Below are 15,467 nucleotides of genomic sequence, written 5' to 3'. Positions count from 1 at the left end.
AGATCAAGCGCTGGCGGCCATTTTGACTAGTATTTCGACATGACAGCACAGCTCATCGACGGCAACGCCCTCTCCCGCCAACTGCGCGCCGACGTGGCGCAACGCGCTGCAGCCTTGACCGCCCGCGGTGTCAAACCCGGGCTGGCCGTGGTTCTGGTGGGCGACAACGCCGCCAGCCAGGTCTATGTGCGCAACAAGGTCAAGGCCTGCGAAGACAGCGGCTTGCATTCGGTGCTGGAGAAATACGACGCCGACATGACCGAAGCCGCCTTGCTGGCCCGTGTCGATGCACTCAACAACGACCCGGCCATCCACGGCATCCTGGTGCAGCTGCCGCTGCCCAAGCACATCGATGCGCAGAAGGTGATCGAGGCCATCTCGCCCGCCAAGGACGTGGATGGTTTTCACATCGCCAGCGCCGGCGCCCTGATGACGGGCATGCCCGGCTTCTGGCCCTGCACCCCTTACGGCTGCATGAAGATGCTGGAAAGCATCGGCTACGACCTCAAGGGCAAACACGCCGTGGTCATCGGCCGCAGCAACATCGTGGGCAAGCCCATGGCCCTGATGCTGCTGGGCCAAAACGCTACCGTCACCGTCTGCCACAGCGCCACCCAGAACCTGAAGGCGCAAACGCTGCAGGCCGACGTGATCGTCGCCGCCGTGGGCAAGCGCAATGTGCTGACCGCCGACATGGTCAAGCCCGGCGCGGTGGTGATCGACGTGGGCATGAACCGCAACGACGACGGCAAGCTCTGCGGCGACGTAGACTTTGACGGCGTCAAGGAAGTGGCCGGCTGGATCACCCCCGTGCCTGGCGGGGTTGGCCCCATGACCATTACGATGCTGCTCGTGAACACCATCGAGGCCGCCGAACGCACCGCAGGGCTCTGACCCCGAGCACGCGCAAATCAACAGTGATCTGCGGTGCGCACCGCTGCCTTGCAACTTGAACCAACGCCTCCCGGCGCCATCTACCTTCGCATGAGCAACGCCCTTCTCGATTTCGCCGGCCTTCCACCGTTTGACCGCATCACCCCAGAAGACGTGGCGCCCGCCATGGACGTGCTGCTGGAGCGGGCCAGCGTCGCACTGGAAACCGTCACTGCCCCCGACTTTCCCGCCCGCTGGGAAGCCATCGCCAAAGTGCTGGACGTGGCTACGGAGCAGCTTGGCATGGCCTGGGGCGCCGTCAGCCACCTCAATAGCGTGGCAGACACGCCCGAGCTGCGCGCCGCCTACAACGCAGCCCTGCCCCGCGTCACCGAGTTCTGGACCCGCCTGGGCGCTGATGAGCGCCTGTATGCCAAATACAAGGCCATCGACCCCGCGGCCCTCAGCCCTGAGCAGCGCCAGGCGCACCAGAACGCAGTGCGCAACTTTGTCCTCAGCGGCGCCGAGTTGACGGGTAGCGCCAAGGAACGTTTTGCACAGATCCAGGAGCGCCAGGCCGAGTTGAGCCAGAAATTCAGCGAGAACGCACTCGACGCCACGGACGCCTACGCCTACTACGCCACTGCCGAAGAGCTGGAAGGTATTCCGCCCGATGTGCAGCAGGCCGCATTGGAGGCCGCCCAGGCCGATGGCAAGGAAGGCTACAAGCTCACGCTCAAGATGCCCTGCTACCTGCCGGTAATGCAGTTTGCAGCACGCAGCGATCTGCGCGAGAAGCTGTACCGTGCCTACGTCACGCGTGCCTCCGACCAGGCCGAGGGCGACGCGCGCAAATTCGACAACACGGCGCTGATCGGCGAGATTCTGGCCCTGCGCCGCGAAGAGGCCCAGTTGCTTGGCTACGCCAACTTCGGTGAAGTCTCTGTCGTGCCCAAGATGGCCCAGTCACCCGCCCAGGTGATTGGCTTCCTGCGCGACCTGGCCCGCCGGGCCCGCCCCTACGCCGAGAAGGACATTGCCGACCTGCGCGCCTTCGCCGCAGAAAAGCTCGCCCTCCAGAACCCTGAGGCCTGGGACTGGCCCTACATCTCCGAGAAGCTCAAGGAAGCGCGGTATTCCTTCAGCGAGCAGGAGGTCAAGGAATACTTCACGGCACCCAAGGTGCTGGCGGGCCTGTTCAAGATCATCGAGACGCTGTTCGAGGTGTCCATCCGCCGCGACAGCGCGCCGGTGTGGAACCCTGCGGTGGAGTTCTATCGCATTGAGCGCGGCAACACGCTGGTCGGCCAGTTCTACCTGGATCAGCCCGCCCGCACCGGCAAGCGCGGCGGTGCCTGGATGGACGACGTGCGCGCCCGCTGGCTGCGCCCCGATACCGGCGTGCTGCAAACCCCGGTGGCCCACCTGGTCTGCAACTTCGCCAGCGGCGTGGACGGCAAGCCTCCGCTGCTCACGCACGACGACGTGATCACGCTCTTCCACGAGTTCGGCCACGGCCTGCACCACATGCTGACCCAGGTGAACGAGCGCGACGTCTCGGGCATTGGCGGCGTGGAATGGGATGCGGTGGAGCTGCCCAGCCAGTTCATGGAAAACTTCTGCTGGGAGTGGGACGTGCTCAAGCACATGACGGCCCATGTAGACACGGGCGAGCCCCTGCCCCGCGCGCTGTTCGACAAGCTAATTGCCGCCAAGAACTTCCAGAGCGGCATGCAGACACTGCGCCAGATTGAGTTCTCGCTCTTCGACATGCTGCTGCACACCGAGCACGACCCGGCCAAGGATTTCATGCCCCTGCTCGCCCAGGTGCGCGACGAGGTCTCGGTACTGACGCCGCCCGCATTCAGCCGCACGGCCCACACCTTCAGCCACATCTTTGCAGGCGGCTACGCTGCCGGCTACTACAGCTACAAGTGGGCTGAAGTGCTGAGCGCTGATGCGTATGCTGCCTTTGAAGAAACGGCGGGCACCGACGGACTGCCGAGCACGGAAACAGGCCGCCGCTACCGCGAAGCGATTCTGGAAGCTGGCGGCAGCCGCCCGGCCATGGAGTCTTTCAAGGCCTTCCGGGGCCGCGAGCCGAATCTGGATGCGTTGCTGCGCCACCAGGGCATGGCTGAGGCGCCGGCGGCGTAACCCCACCATCACCACCACGTTTGAGTAGTGAGGAGAACCAAAATGCACAAGCCATTCACCGCGCCCCTGCTGGCGTCCCTGCTGATGACGCTGGTCTGCGCGGGCGCGGGCGCGCACGCGCAGGGCGTCTACCGCATAGTGGGACCGGATGGCAAGGTGACCTTCTCCGACCGGCCTCCGGCGGAGGGCAACGCGCAACCAGCCCGTACCACCGGGACAGGCCCGGCGGCCAGCAACGATGCGCTTCCCTTTGAATTGCGCCAGGTTGCCGGCCGCTTCCCGGTCACGCTGTACACCGGCAACGACTGCGCCCCGTGCACATCCGCCCGCAATTTTCTGTCTTTGCGTGGCATCCCGTTCACTGAGCGGACCGTGTCGAGCAATGACGACATTGCCGCGTTCCAACGCTTGAGCGGTGGCACCAGCCTTCCTTTTGGCTCCATCGGCTCGCAGCAGCTCACCGGATTCTCGGAAGGTGAATGGGCCCAATACCTTGATGCCGCCGGCTACCCCAAGCAGTCGCAACTGCCGCGCACCTATCGCCAGCCTGCCCCAGCACCGCTGGTGGCTGCCAAGCCTGCGGTTCCTGCAGCAGCGACAGCGGGCGCCTCGGCTCCGGCTGCACGCGCCTCTTCTCCCAGGGCGCGCCCGCCAGCGCCTGTCAACCAAGGTCCTACGCCAAGCAATCCCGCCGGCATCACGTTCTGATACCTCCCTGGGCGCTCCTGGAGGCGCACAACAAAAAAGGGGCCTTCGCGGCCCCTTTTTTGGTCACTATGGCGTCTTACCCGCTTCAGTAAGTGATTGTCTTGACCCCTTGCGCCGTACCCAGAAGACATACCGACGCCTTCTGGTGCGCAAAAACGCCCACCGTCACAACGCCGGGCCATTGGTTGATCTCGGATTCAAACGCAAGCGGGTCAGTGATCGACAGCCCCCTCACGTCAAGGATGTGCTGACCGTTGTCGGTCACGAGCGCTTGGCCGTCTTTCATGCGCACAGTGGCTTGGCCGCCCATTGCAGTGAATCGGCGCGTGATATGCGCGGCGGCCATCGGGATCACCTCCACAGGCAAAGGAAACTGCCCGAGCGCCGGGACCAGCTTGGACTCATCAGCGATGCACACGAATCGGGTGGCCAACGCGGCCACGATCTTTTCACGCGTGAGCGCCGCGCCACCGCCCTTGACCATGTGGCCGCGGCCGTCAATCTCGTCGGCACCGTCGATGTACACGGAGAGCGATTCGACCTCATTGGCGTCAAACACCGCGATGCCCAGGGCCTTCAGGCGTTCCGTGCTTGCTACGGAGCTGGAAACCGCCCCCTTGATCTGGTCCTTGATGCCGGCCAATGCATCGATGAATTTATTGACGGTGGAGCCGGTGCCGACCCCCACAATTTCGCCGGGCACGACGTAGTGCAGCGCGGCTTGGCCGACCAGGGTCTTGAGTTCGTCTTGGGTGAGGGGCGTGTGGGTCGTCGTCATAGGAGAAAATCGGGGGTAATCCTTGAATTATCCCTCCATGTCCCTGATCCCCTACGCCCTCACCCGCCCGTTTCTTTTTGGCCTTGATGCCGAAGCTGCCCACGAACTCACCATGGACATGCTGGCGCGCGGTCAGCGCACCCCGCTGCAGTGGGCGTGGTGCAATGAAACGGTGGACGACCCTATCCAACTCGCCGGATTGACCTTTCCCAATCGCGTCGGCATGGCCGCAGGCCTCGACAAGAACGCGCGTTGTATCGACGCCCTGGGCGCCATGGGCTTCGGTTTTGTCGAGGTCGGCACGGTAACGCCCAAGGCACAGCCCGGCAATCCCAAGCCGCGCATGTTCCGCCTGCCCCAGGCGCGCGCGCTCATCAACCGCCTGGGGTTCAACAATGAAGGGCTCGAGGCTTTCTTGCACAACGTGCAACAGGCACGCTTTCGCACGCAGGCGCGCCGCCATCCCATGTTGCTGGGGCTGAACATCGGCAAAAACGCCGCCACGCCAATCGAGAACGCCACCAGCGACTACCTGACCTGTCTGGAAGGCGTGTACCCGCACGCGGACTACGTCACTGTCAACATCAGTTCGCCCAACACCCAAAACCTGCGCGCCCTGCAAAGCGATGCGGCGCTGGATGCCTTGCTCTCTGCCGTCGCAGAGCGCCGCGAAGCGCTGGCTGTGCGGCATGCGAAGCGCGTGCCCGTGTTCGTGAAGATCGCGCCTGATCTGAACGAAGCCCAGGTCGACGTCATTGCCGCCACGCTGCGGCGCCACGGGATGGATGGCGTGATTGCCACAAACACCACGATCAGCCGCGCCGCTGTGGAGGGGTTGCAGCATGCGAAAGAAACGGGTGGCCTGAGCGGCGCCCCGGTGCTGGACGCCAGCAATCAGGTGATCCGCCAACTGCGTGCGGCGCTGGGCAGCCAGTACCCGATCATCGGCGTCGGCGGCGTCATGAGCGCCGACGACGCGGTGAGCAAAATCCGCGCAGGTGCTGACGTGGTGCAGATCTATACCGGCCTTATCTACGAAGGCCCGGCTTTGGTGTTGAAGGCTGCAAAGGCTCTCAAAGCATTAAAGGCATGAGCCAATAAGCCTGGCGCAGCGCTACTCGGGCCCCCCAAAAAAAGCCGCTGTCGCGCAGCGGCTTTTCTTTCAGCGTATGGCCGCTGAAGGGTCAGCGCCGCAAGCGCATGAGCAGCGGCAGCACCACGCCTGCCCAGCGGATCAGCCTGCGCGGGCCCGCCAGCAAGCCTACGCCTGCCATGGCAGCTACCGCCAGAGGATGTTCGCGGGCAAAACCCGCAGCGCGCAGGACAAACGACTCATCAATGCCGCCGATGCCGTCTCGCTGCTGTGTCACTGCCCGCGACTGGGCCATGGCGGCCCGACGCGCGCGCAGCCGATCCCGCTGCGTTGCGATGCGGTCCAGCACCTTCTGCTGTGCAGCGGTCGGTGCTGGCGCGTCAGCGGTGTCCGGGGTTGCGATGGAGGGGGAGACAGAGGCCATTACAAACGCTCCTTGATATCGCTCCAGTCCTGCGCCAGCTCTTTGCGAGTCAGTGCAAAACCGTTGCGGGCGCGCTGCGCGACCGACACCAGGGACAGCAGAGTTGCCGCCCATCCGGCCACCCAGACGCCCGCCACAATCCACGCCACCATCGTGCGCTGGGGCGTATCCCAGAAGTGCACCAGCACGGCCAGCGACGCCATGATCAGCGCCACCACCGTGAGCCCGGCGACCGCAATGGTGAGCACCAGAATCTGCTCCAGCCGCTTCTTTTGCTCTTGCCATTCCAGCCGGACCAAGTCCATGCGATCTTCGGCCGCAATGGCGGCTTCGATCACATTGGCGCGCCACCGCGCGACCAGCACTTCAAGACCCAGGATGGAAAGCCAGTTCATGTGCTGCCTCCAAGGACCGTGGTCATCGCGTTGCGGTTCACATCAACGGCGTGCAAGCAGAAACCCCACCAGCGCGCCCACTGCCAAGGCGGCACCGGCAACACGCCATGGCTCGTCGTGCGCATAGCGGTCGGCGGCCAGGGCCGCCTCCTTGGCCTTGTCGGCAGCGTCCTGCGCCGCACGCACAGCCGACTCGCGCGCATGCTGCACGCCGTCGTCCAGCCGCTGGCGCAACATCTTGATTTCAGGGACGGCATCCAGCGTCTTGCTGGCCAGCAGCCCCCGCAAGTCAGAAACCAGCTTTTCCAGTTCGCCCTGGGTCGTGGTGGTCGTGTCGGAAGCAGTCATACAAGCCTTTCTTAAGAGCAACAAAAACTGGTGCGTCCTCGCTAGGAGGACTCGAATTCATCTTAGCTATTCACTCACGGCCACTCCGTAGGACGGGGACCCAAGAGGTTACCGATTGCAATGCGACTGGCGCAACTCAAACCAGCGCAGCCACATGCTCCGCAATCGCCAGGGCACTTGTCAAGCCAGGCGACTCAATGCCAAACAGGTTGACCAGCCCGGCGACGCCGTGCACTTGTGGCCCCTGGATCACGAAGTCGGCAGCGGGGGCATCGGGGCCGTGGATTTTGGGGCGGATGCCCGCATAACCCGGCGCCAGCGCGCCGTCGCGCAACTGCGGCCAGTATTTGCGAACCTCTGCATAGAACGCATCCCCTCGGGCGGGGGCCACCAGCAAGTCGTCGGGCGAATCGACCCACTGCACGTCAGGCCCAAAATTCGCTTGTCCTCCCAGGTCCAGCGTCAGGTGGACGCCCAGCCCAGCGGCCTCGGGCACAGGGTAGATCAGGTGGCTGAACGGCGCCTTGCCCGTCAGCGTGAAGTAGCTGCCCTTGGCGTAGTGTGCTTGGGGCACGTGCACTGGGTCGAGCCCGGCAAAACGTGTAGCCAGGCGCGGCGCATGGAGGCCGGCGGCGTTGACCACGGTGCGGGCTTGCAGCCTCGTTCCGTCGTTTGCTACCAATTCAATAGCATTCTGCGCACATTCAGCAAGCGCTAGAGCCGAATTAAGCACCACAATTCCGCCCGCATGCTCCAGGTCTCCCTGCAGCGCCAGCATCAATGCGTGGCTGTCGACAATGCCGGTGCTGGGCGAATGCAGGGCCGCCACACATTCCAGTGCCGCCTCCAGGGCTTGTGCTTGTTCACGTGTCAGCCACTGCAGGTCGAGCACGCCGTTGGCCTGGGCCCGCGCCCGAATGGACTCCAGACCCGGCAGCTGGGCCTGTGATGTGGCCACCAGCAGCTTGCCGCATCGGCGATGGGGCACACCGCGTTCGGCGCAGTAGGTGTAAAGCAGCTCGCGCCCCCGGATGCACAGGCGCGCTTTGAGCGACCCAGTGGGGTAGTACAGCCCGGCATGGATCACTTCGCTGTTGCGCGAGCTGGTGCCGGTGCCAATCGCATTGGCAGCCTCCAGCACCAAGACCTCGCGGCCTTGCAGCGCCAGGGCCCTGGCGATAGCAAGCCCGACAACGCCTGCGCCCACCACTACGCAATCCACCTGTTCGATCATCCTCGTGCTCCTGATTTTTGTGGTTTTTCGCGCTTGCAGGTGGCGCACCAGATAGTCCTGCCCAGTCTCGAATCAAACGGCTCAGCGCCCATCACACCTGCTCAAACCCATCGAGCACATTGACTGCATTCGTGCCCAGCTCGGCGGCAGCGTAGCCGCCTTCCAGCACAAACACCGTGGGCAGGCCAAGGCGCGCAAGCCGCTCGCCCAGTCGGGTGAAGTCATCGGAGGACAGGGCAAATCGGGAAATCGGATCGCCCTCGAAGGCGTCCAGCCCGAGCGAGATCACCAGGGCTTCCGCGCCATCGGCTGCAATGCGCTGGCAGGCGCCCTCCAGCGCATCGAACCAGGTGGCAGCGCTGGTGCCCGCCGGCAGCGGCAGGTTGAGGTTGAAACCCGCACCCTGCCCTGCACCGGTTTCATCCGCATGGCCCAGATAGAACGGGTATTCGGTGCGCGGGTCGCCATGGATGCTGATGAACAACACGTCGGAGCGCTCATAGAAGATGCTTTGTGTGCCATTGCCGTGGTGGTAGTCCACATCCAGCAGCGCAACGCGCGCCGCGCCTTGGTTGCGCATCAACTGCGCAGCCACCGCGGCATTGTTCAGAAAGCAGTAGCCGCCCATAAAGTCCGGGCCGGCATGGTGGCCCGGCGGTCGCGTGCAGCAGAACGCGGTGCGTGCCCCATGCGCAACACGGGCAGCGGCACTGGCTGCAGCGTCGGCACCGGCCTTGGCCGCGGCCCAGGTGCCGGCGGCCATGGGTGTGCCGTTGTCCATCGAATACAGCCCCAGGCGGGCGACGAAATTGTCGGGTTCCACATCGCTGCGCAAGGTACGCACCGGCCACACCGAAGGAAACGGCTGCAGCGCGGCGTTGGCAGGATCCAGGCTGACCCACTGCAGCCAGGCCGTTTGCAGGAAGGTGAGATACCGCTCGGAGTGCACCTGCGAGAGCACTGCTGAGCTGTCCACGTCGGGCACATGAAGGGCGTGGCCGCGCAGGCGCAGCGCCTCTTCCACATAGTCGACACGGGCGGGCTTTTCAAAGCACGGCACGCGCTCGCCGCGGTAGAACTCATGGACGGGCGCGTGGCCCTGGTGCAAGGGGTTGTGAAAAGTGATCATGGGCGGAGCGTCGTGGATGGCGTCGGAGCCGATAGCGGCAGCGCCTGACACTTTAGCGGCATGAAGAGGGCCCGCAGCCGAATCCAGGCGGTCCGAGGGGCAGTGAAAGACGGTGCCATGCGCCTGCGGCCTCGCAAGCAAGTCCAGCAGAACCGCGGGCCCGACCGGCCACGAAAAAACCCCTGCAGGTCGGAACCAGCAAGGGTTTGAATTGGTGGGTGATACATGGATCGAACATGTGACCCCTGCCGTGTGAAGGCAGTGCTCTACCGCTGAGCTAATCACCCGTCGCCAGCACCCTGAACGAACAGGATACGAGAGCGAAGGTCTGTGGCAAGCGTGGTGGGTGATACATGGATCGAACATGTGACCCCTGCCGTGTGAAGGCAGTGCTCTACCGCTGAGCTAATCACCCGTGTCGCTGCGACAGCCTTCGATTATGGCACAGGTTTTTAGGCCGCCTGCACAGCCCGCCAAATTGTTTTACCGCCGCTGGCCTTGTCGATTTGGGCGAGAACTTCTTCGTGCGCAAGGGCTTCCTGGTCGCTGGCGCTGAGCACCGGCAAGAGCAACGTCCGCAGGTCGATAGCCGGAATCCTGAGGCCGTCGCTGCCCTCTTGCGAGTCGTCTGCAATCAGCAGCGCATCCTGGCCGCGGGTGAGGTTGATGTAGACGTCGGCCAGCAGTTCCGCGTCCAGCAAGGCGCCATGCAAGGTGCGGCTGGAGTTGTCCACGCCCAGGCGGTCGCACAGCGCATCGAGCGAGTTGCGCTTGCCGGGGTACATCTCCTTGGCCATGGCCAGCGTGTCGGTGACGCTTTCCACGTAGGTGCGAAAGGCCGGCCGACCGATCAGTTCCAGTTCCTTGTTGAGAAAGCCCACGTCGAAAGCTGCGTTGTGGATGATGATCTCGGCACCCTGCAGGTATTGCACGATCTCATCGGCCACCTCGGCAAACTTGGGCTTGTCCTTCAGGAACTCGTTGCTGATGCCGTGCACCTTCAGGGCGTCCTCGTGGCTGTCGCGGCCCGGGTTGAAGTACAGGTGGAGGTTGTTGCCCGTGAGCTTGCGGTTGAGCAGCTCCACGCAGCCAAGTTCAATGATGCGGTCGCCACCCTCTGCCGACAGGCCGGTGGTTTCAGTGTCCAGAACAATTTGCCGTGTCATTTCGATTCTCCATAGCCGGCCGCCAACCTTCGGCCCCGATGAAACTTGCGCGCCCCGGTGTATGGGCCAGCGCCGCCGTAAAAGGCCCCGCCCCGCTGGCGGTGCACCCCTGCGAGGATTCCGCCAAACGACCCACAGGGCTTCAATTCAATGATTTTCCTTGGCGTGGTTGATGGTGTATTTGGGAATCTCCACCACCAGGTCCTGCTGCGCCAGAATCGCCTGGCACGACAGGCGCGACTGCGGCTCCAGACCCCAGGCGCGGTCGAGTAGGTCCTCTTCTTCTTCCTCCGCCTCGTTGAGCGAGTTCAATCCCTGGCGCACGATCACGTGGCAGGTCGTGCAGGCACAGCTCATGTCGCAGGCGTGCTCGATGTTGATGTGGTTCTCGAGCAGCGCTTCGCAGATCGACGTGCCGGCGGGCGCGGTGATCTCCGTGCCGGCGGGGCAGTATTCAGGATGGGGAAGGATCTTGATGACGGGCATGGGGCGGGTTCTTCTGGTGTTCTAGTTTTGCTGTTCGCGCTTTTTTCCGATCACGCTCAAAGCGCTTCGACATTCTTGCCAGCCAGGGCCTGCTGGATGCCACGGTTCATGCGCTGGGCCGCGAAAGCTTCGGTGCCCTTGGCCAAGGCTTCGGTGGCGGCTTCGATCAGGGCGGCGTCGTCGACATCGCGCTGCGCGCGCGAAGCCACCATCAGCGCATCGATGCGCTCCCGCTCTGGCAGCGACAGCAGATCGCCGTCTGCGTCCAGGGCGCTCTGCGTGGCCAGAAGCATGCGGTCGGCATCAACGCGGGCTTCGACCACGGCGCGGGCTTTCATGTCCTGGGCGGCGGTGGCAAACCCGTCTTGCAGCATGCGAGCGATTTCGTCGTCGGAGAGGCCATACGAAGGCTTCACATCGATGCGCGCTTCCACGCCGCTGCCTTGTTCCTTGGCGCTCACGTTCAACAGACCATCGGCATCCACCGTGAAGGTCACGCGGATCCGCGCCGCGCCTGCGGCCATGGGCGGGATGCCACGCAACTCAAAGCGTGCGAGGCTGCGGCAATCCTGAACCAGGTCACGCTCACCCTGTACCACATGCACCGCCAAAGCGGTCTGCCCGTCTTTGTAGGTGGTGAAATCCTGGGCCTTTGCGGTGGGTATGGTTTCGTTGCGCGCCACGATGCGCTCGACCAGCCCACCCATGGTTTCGATGCCCAGCGACAGCGGCGTCACGTCCAGCAGCAGCAGGTCGCCGTCCGTTTTGTTGCCGGCGAGCTGGTTGGCCTGGATGGATGCGCCCAGCGCCACCACCTCGTCGGGATTCAAGTTGTTCAGAGGCTCCTTGCCGAAGAACTCGGCGACGGCGCGCTGCACCTGGGGCATGCGGGTCGAGCCGCCCACCATCACCACGCCCTGGACTTCGTCCCGTGCCAGATGGGCATCGCGCAATGCGCGGCGCACAGCGGCCATCGAACGGGCGGTCAGCTCTGCTGTCACAGCCTCGAAATCCGATCTTTTAACATCAAAATGGACTCCACCGCTTGATAGTTCTGCCTTGAATGCTATCAATTCAGAAGCAGTCAGAGCCTCTTTGGACGCGCGCGCGGCCATGCGCACTGCCGTCTTGTCAGCGGGCGTGGTCACTTGCAGGCCCAGCTGGAGCAGCACCCAGTCCGCCAATGCAGCGTCGTAGTCGTCGCCGCCCAGGGCCGAATCCCCGCCCGTGGAAATCACCTCAAACACGCCCTGCGTGAGCCGGAGGATCGATATATCGAACGTGCCGCCGCCCAGGTCATAGACGGCGTAGACGCCCTCGCTCGCGTTGTCCAGTCCGTAGGCAATGGCCGCAGCGGTCGGCTCGTTGATGAGGCGCAGCAGGTGGATACCGGCGAGCTTGGCTGCATCCTTGGTCGCCTGGCGCTGGGCATCGTCAAAATAGGCGGGCACAGTGATGACCGCACCGTACAGGTCATCGTTGAAGGTGTCTTCAGCGCGATAGCGCAGTGTGGCCAGGATCTCGGCGCTGACTTCCACGGGCGATTTGATGCCATCGGCCGTCGCCAGGCTCACCATGCCTTCGGCCTGCGTGCCCGTACCGGTCACGAACTCGTAGGGCAGCTTGTCCGCATCCACCACGTCGTGCAGGCCGCGCCCCATGAAGCGTTTGGCCGAGGCGATGGTGTTGCGGGGATCCTGCGCCTGCGCGGCCACCGCATCGTGGCCGATCTGGCGACCGCCATTGCCGAGGTAACGCACGACCGAGGGCAACAGCACCCTGCCCTGCGCATCGGGCAGGCATTCGGCCACGCCGTTGCGCACGGCAGCGACCAGCGAATGGGTAGTGCCCAGGTCAATGCCGACAGCAATGCGCCGTTGGTGGGGGTCAGGGGACTGGCCGGGCTCGGAAATCTGCAAAAGCGCCATGGAATTCGGTATCTCAAACGAAAGAAGCGGGGAAAGGCTGCCAACCGCTTCTGGATGGGGAACGCAAGTACCAGCGCCTATTGTCCCAGTTGCTCTCGCCGACGCTCAATGTCGTCGGCAAATCGCGCAATGAACATGAGGGCTCTAACCTGGCGCGCGGCGCCGGCGTAGTCCTGTTGGCGGTCGATCAGCGCCTCGCACTCAGCCAGCGCGGCGCGGCGCGCCTGGGCGACGGCATCGTCCAGTGCTTCAAGTTCAACATCGGTACGGGCCTCTTCCAGCGCCTCGCGCCATTCCATCTGCTGCATCAGAAAGGCCGCGGGCATCGCAGTGTTGTCCTCGGCACGGATGGGTGCACCATAGAGCTCGCACAGGTACGCGGCCCGGCGCATGGGGTCCTTGAGGCGCTGGTAGGCTTCGTTGATGCGCACCGACCACTGCATCGCGACCCGCTGCGCGGCTGCACCTTGGGCCGCAAACTTGTCCGGATGGGCCTCGCGCTGCAACTCTTTCCAGCGCACGTCAATGGCGCTTCGATCCTGCACAAAGCCACGCGCCAGGCCAAAGAGTTCAAAGTCGTCAGATTGGAGGTTCATGCACGGGTCGTCATCGGATAGCAGATGGGCGGGTCAACAAAAAACCGCCAATACGCAAGGTGCGCGGTGGCGGTTTGGCAGGCACTCGGCCAGAGCCGTCTAGACGCGGAAGCTCTCTCCACAACCGCAGCGGTCACGCTCGTTGGGGTTGTTGAACTTGAAGCCCTCATTGAGGCCTTCACGCACGAAGTCGAGCTCGGTGCCATCGATATACGCCAGGCTCTTGGGATCGATGAGCACCTTGACGCCGTGGTTCTCGAACACGATGTCTTCGGGCTGGCTGTCATCGACGTACTCCAGCTTGTAGGCAAGTCCCGAGCAACCCGTCGTCTTGACACCCAGGCGCACGCCCAGCCCCTTGCCCCTGCGGGACAGGTAGCGGTTCACATGCCGGGCAGCGGCTTCAGTCAGCGTAATGGCCATGGCAATCAGGCAGCAGTGGCAGTGGCTGCGTGTTTGGTCTTGTAGTCCAGCACGGCAGCCTTGATGGCGTCTTCCGCGAGGATGGAGCAGTGCACCTTCACGGGCGGCAGCGCCAGCTCTTCAGCGATTTCGCTGTTCTTGAGGGCAGCCGCTTCGTCCAACGTCTTGCCCTTCACCCACTCGGTGACGAGCGACGACGAGGCAATGGCCGAGCCGCAGCCATAGGTTTTGAAGCGGGCGTCTTCGATCACACCAGTAGCGGGATTCACCTTGATCTGCAGCTTCATCACGTCGCCGCAGGCAGGTGCGCCCACCATGCCGGTGCCCACCGAATCATCACCCTTGTCGAACGAACCGACGTTGCGGGGGTTCTCGTAGTGGTCTACGACTTTGTCTGAGTAAGCCATGATGTGTACCTCTTGAATCTTCAGAAATTGGGGATCAGTGCGCAGCCCATTGGATGGTGCTGATGTCGATGCCGTCCTTGTACATCTCCCACAGCGGACTCAACTCGCGCAGGCGGGCCACGTTCTCGCGGATGGTAGAGATGGCGTAGTCGATCTCTTCTTCGGTCGTGAAACGGCCGATGGTCATGCGCAGGCTGCTGTGCGCCAGCTCATCGCTGCGGCCCAGGGCGCGCAGCACATAGCTGGGCTCCAGGCTGGCAGACGTACAGGCAGAGCCTGACGACACCGCAAGGCCTTTGATCCCCATGATGAGCGACTCGCCTTCGACGTAGTTGAAGCTCATGTTCAGGTTCTGCGGCACGCGGCGCTCCATGCTGCCGTTGATGAACACCTGTTCGATATCCTTCAAGCCGTCGAGCAAACGCTGCTGCAAAGCATGGGCCTTGGCATTGCTCTCGGCCATTTCTTCCTTGGCGATGCGGAAAGCCTCGCCCATACCCACGATCTGGTGCGTGGGCAAGGTGCCCGAACGCATTCCGCGCTCATGGCCGCCACCGTGCATCTGCGCTTCCAGCCGCACGCGGGGCTTGCGGCGCACGTACAAGGCGCCGACGCCCTTGGGGCCATAGGTCTTGTGGGCCGTCATGCTCATGAGGTCGATCGGCAGCGTCGCCATGTCGATCTCGACGCGACCGGTGGCCTGGGCTGCATCAACGTGGAACAGAATGCCCTTCTCACGGCACATTGCGCCGATGGCGGGGATGTCCTGAATCACACCGATCTCGTTGTTCACGAAGAGCACGCTGATCAGGATGGTGTCGGGGCGGATGGCTGCCTTGAGGGCGTCCATATTGACCAACCCGTCTTCCTGCACGTCGAGGTACGTGACCTCGAAGCCCTGGCGCTCCAGCTCGCGCATGGTGTCCAGCACCGCCTTATGCTCGGTCTTGAGCGTGATGAGGTGCTTGCCCTTGCCCTTGTAGAACTGCGCAGCACCCTTGAGCGCCAGATTGATCGATTCGGTGGCACCACTGGTCCAGACGATTTCGCGGGGGTCCGCACCAATCAGATCTGCCACCTGGCCGCGCGACCGTTCCACCGCTTCTTCCGCTTCCCAACCCCAGGCATGGCTGCGCGACGCTGGATTGCCGAAGTGCTCACGCAGCCACGGGATCATGGCATCGACCACGCGCGGGTCCACCGGGGTGGTGGCGCCGTAGTCGAGATAGATGGGGAAGTGCGGGGTCATGTCCATGGCTGGCTCAGTAAAAGGTTCTGGCTGGCAGATGCAAAAGAAGGTAGGCGTACAAAAATCGATCAGG

The 15,467-nt window shown here is 63.6% G+C and carries 17 protein-coding genes and 2 tRNA genes; 4 read left to right on the top strand and 15 right to left on the bottom strand.

Annotated elements, in window-relative coordinates:
* The first annotated feature begins 39 nt into the window (after positions 1–39).
* From folD to ACSQ3Q_RS11785, 3 genes are all read left to right on the top strand, one after another.
* The gene (gene folD, locus ACSQ3Q_RS11795) at positions 40–894 is read left to right on the top strand and encodes a bifunctional methylenetetrahydrofolate dehydrogenase/methenyltetrahydrofolate cyclohydrolase FolD (RefSeq protein ID WP_436134562.1); all 855 of its coding nucleotides are present in this window, start codon (positions 40–42) and stop codon (positions 892–894) included.
* A gap of 90 nt (positions 895–984) precedes the next feature.
* A complete protein-coding gene (locus ACSQ3Q_RS11790; RefSeq protein ID WP_436134561.1) occupies positions 985–3,030 on the top strand; it encodes a M3 family metallopeptidase in 2,046 nt (681 codons plus the stop codon).
* Positions 3,031–3,072: 42 nt separating this feature from the next.
* The gene (locus ACSQ3Q_RS11785; protein ID WP_436134560.1) at positions 3,073–3,738 is read left to right on the top strand and encodes a DUF4124 domain-containing protein; all 666 of its coding nucleotides are present in this window, start codon (positions 3,073–3,075) and stop codon (positions 3,736–3,738) included.
* An 85-nt stretch (positions 3,739–3,823) separates the two neighbouring features.
* Here the strand turns inward: ACSQ3Q_RS11785 and rpiA are convergent, their stop codons facing one another.
* On the bottom strand, positions 3,824–4,516 hold the full coding sequence (gene rpiA / locus ACSQ3Q_RS11780) for a ribose-5-phosphate isomerase RpiA (protein ID WP_436134559.1): 693 nt from the start codon (positions 4,514–4,516) through the stop codon (positions 3,824–3,826).
* 37 nt (positions 4,517–4,553) lie between these two features.
* Between rpiA and ACSQ3Q_RS11775 the strand changes: the two genes are divergently transcribed.
* A complete protein-coding gene (locus ACSQ3Q_RS11775; protein ID WP_436134558.1) occupies positions 4,554–5,609 on the top strand; it encodes a quinone-dependent dihydroorotate dehydrogenase in 1,056 nt (351 codons plus the stop codon).
* A 91-nt stretch (positions 5,610–5,700) separates the two neighbouring features.
* Here ACSQ3Q_RS11775 and ACSQ3Q_RS11770 read toward each other — a convergent pair whose 3' ends face one another.
* From ACSQ3Q_RS11770 to ACSQ3Q_RS11705, 14 genes are all read right to left on the bottom strand, one after another.
* Positions 5,701–6,033 (bottom strand): hypothetical protein, encoded by a 333-nt coding sequence (locus ACSQ3Q_RS11770; RefSeq protein WP_436134557.1) that lies wholly within the window; start codon positions 6,031–6,033, stop codon positions 5,701–5,703.
* Positions 6,033–6,428, bottom strand: coding sequence for a phage holin family protein (locus tag ACSQ3Q_RS11765; RefSeq protein ID WP_436134556.1), 396 nt, complete (start codon positions 6,426–6,428; stop codon positions 6,033–6,035). The genes ACSQ3Q_RS11770 and ACSQ3Q_RS11765 overlap by 1 nt, the downstream gene beginning before the upstream one ends.
* 42 nt (positions 6,429–6,470) lie before the next feature.
* Entirely contained in the window at positions 6,471–6,776 is a 306-nt protein-coding gene (locus ACSQ3Q_RS11760; RefSeq protein ID WP_436134555.1) for a DUF883 domain-containing protein, read from the bottom strand.
* Between the two features lie 136 nt (positions 6,777–6,912).
* Positions 6,913–8,010 (bottom strand): NAD(P)/FAD-dependent oxidoreductase, encoded by a 1,098-nt coding sequence (locus tag ACSQ3Q_RS11755; protein WP_436134554.1) that lies wholly within the window; start codon positions 8,008–8,010, stop codon positions 6,913–6,915.
* Positions 8,011–8,101: 91 nt separating this feature from the next.
* Complete coding sequence (locus ACSQ3Q_RS11750) at positions 8,102–9,139, bottom strand: histone deacetylase family protein (RefSeq protein WP_436134553.1); 1,038 nt, start codon at positions 9,137–9,139, stop codon at positions 8,102–8,104.
* 212 nt (positions 9,140–9,351) lie between these two features.
* Positions 9,352–9,426 (bottom strand) — tRNA-Val (locus ACSQ3Q_RS11745).
* Positions 9,427–9,479: 53 nt separating this feature from the next.
* Positions 9,480–9,554: transfer RNA gene (locus ACSQ3Q_RS11740), tRNA-Val, on the bottom strand.
* Positions 9,555–9,591: 37 nt separating this feature from the next.
* A complete protein-coding gene (dnaQ, locus tag ACSQ3Q_RS11735) occupies positions 9,592–10,305 on the bottom strand; it encodes a DNA polymerase III subunit epsilon (protein WP_436134552.1) in 714 nt (237 codons plus the stop codon).
* A 147-nt stretch (positions 10,306–10,452) separates the two neighbouring features.
* Positions 10,453–10,791 (bottom strand): ISC system 2Fe-2S type ferredoxin, encoded by a 339-nt coding sequence (gene fdx, locus ACSQ3Q_RS11730; protein WP_436134551.1) that lies wholly within the window; start codon positions 10,789–10,791, stop codon positions 10,453–10,455.
* 56 nt (positions 10,792–10,847) lie between these two features.
* The gene (gene hscA / locus ACSQ3Q_RS11725) at positions 10,848–12,719 is read right to left on the bottom strand and encodes a Fe-S protein assembly chaperone HscA (protein ID WP_436134550.1); all 1,872 of its coding nucleotides are present in this window, start codon (positions 12,717–12,719) and stop codon (positions 10,848–10,850) included.
* Positions 12,720–12,796: 77 nt separating this feature from the next.
* Positions 12,797–13,315, bottom strand: coding sequence for a Fe-S protein assembly co-chaperone HscB (gene hscB / locus ACSQ3Q_RS11720; protein WP_436134549.1), 519 nt, complete (start codon positions 13,313–13,315; stop codon positions 12,797–12,799).
* 99 nt (positions 13,316–13,414) lie between these two features.
* Positions 13,415–13,738: an iron-sulfur cluster assembly protein IscA gene (gene iscA, locus ACSQ3Q_RS11715; protein ID WP_436134548.1), complete on the bottom strand. Its 324-nt coding sequence runs from the start codon at positions 13,736–13,738 to the stop codon at positions 13,415–13,417.
* A gap of 5 nt (positions 13,739–13,743) precedes the next feature.
* A complete protein-coding gene (iscU, locus tag ACSQ3Q_RS11710; protein WP_056421409.1) occupies positions 13,744–14,145 on the bottom strand; it encodes a Fe-S cluster assembly scaffold IscU in 402 nt (133 codons plus the stop codon).
* Positions 14,146–14,179: 34 nt separating this feature from the next.
* Positions 14,180–15,400 carry an IscS subfamily cysteine desulfurase gene (locus tag ACSQ3Q_RS11705; RefSeq protein WP_436134547.1) on the bottom strand — a complete coding sequence of 407 codons (1,221 nt, stop codon included), beginning with the start codon at positions 15,398–15,400 and terminating at the stop codon, positions 14,180–14,182.
* Positions 15,401–15,467: the final 67 nt, after the last annotated feature.

Origin of the sequence: Acidovorax sp. LjRoot129 (assembly GCF_964253765.1) — a bacterium.
In the GTDB taxonomy this organism is placed as follows: Bacteria; Pseudomonadota; Gammaproteobacteria; order Burkholderiales; family Burkholderiaceae_C; genus Acidovorax.
Note: the sequence above shows the minus strand (reverse complement) of the source record. Positions and strands in the feature narration are given on the sequence as shown.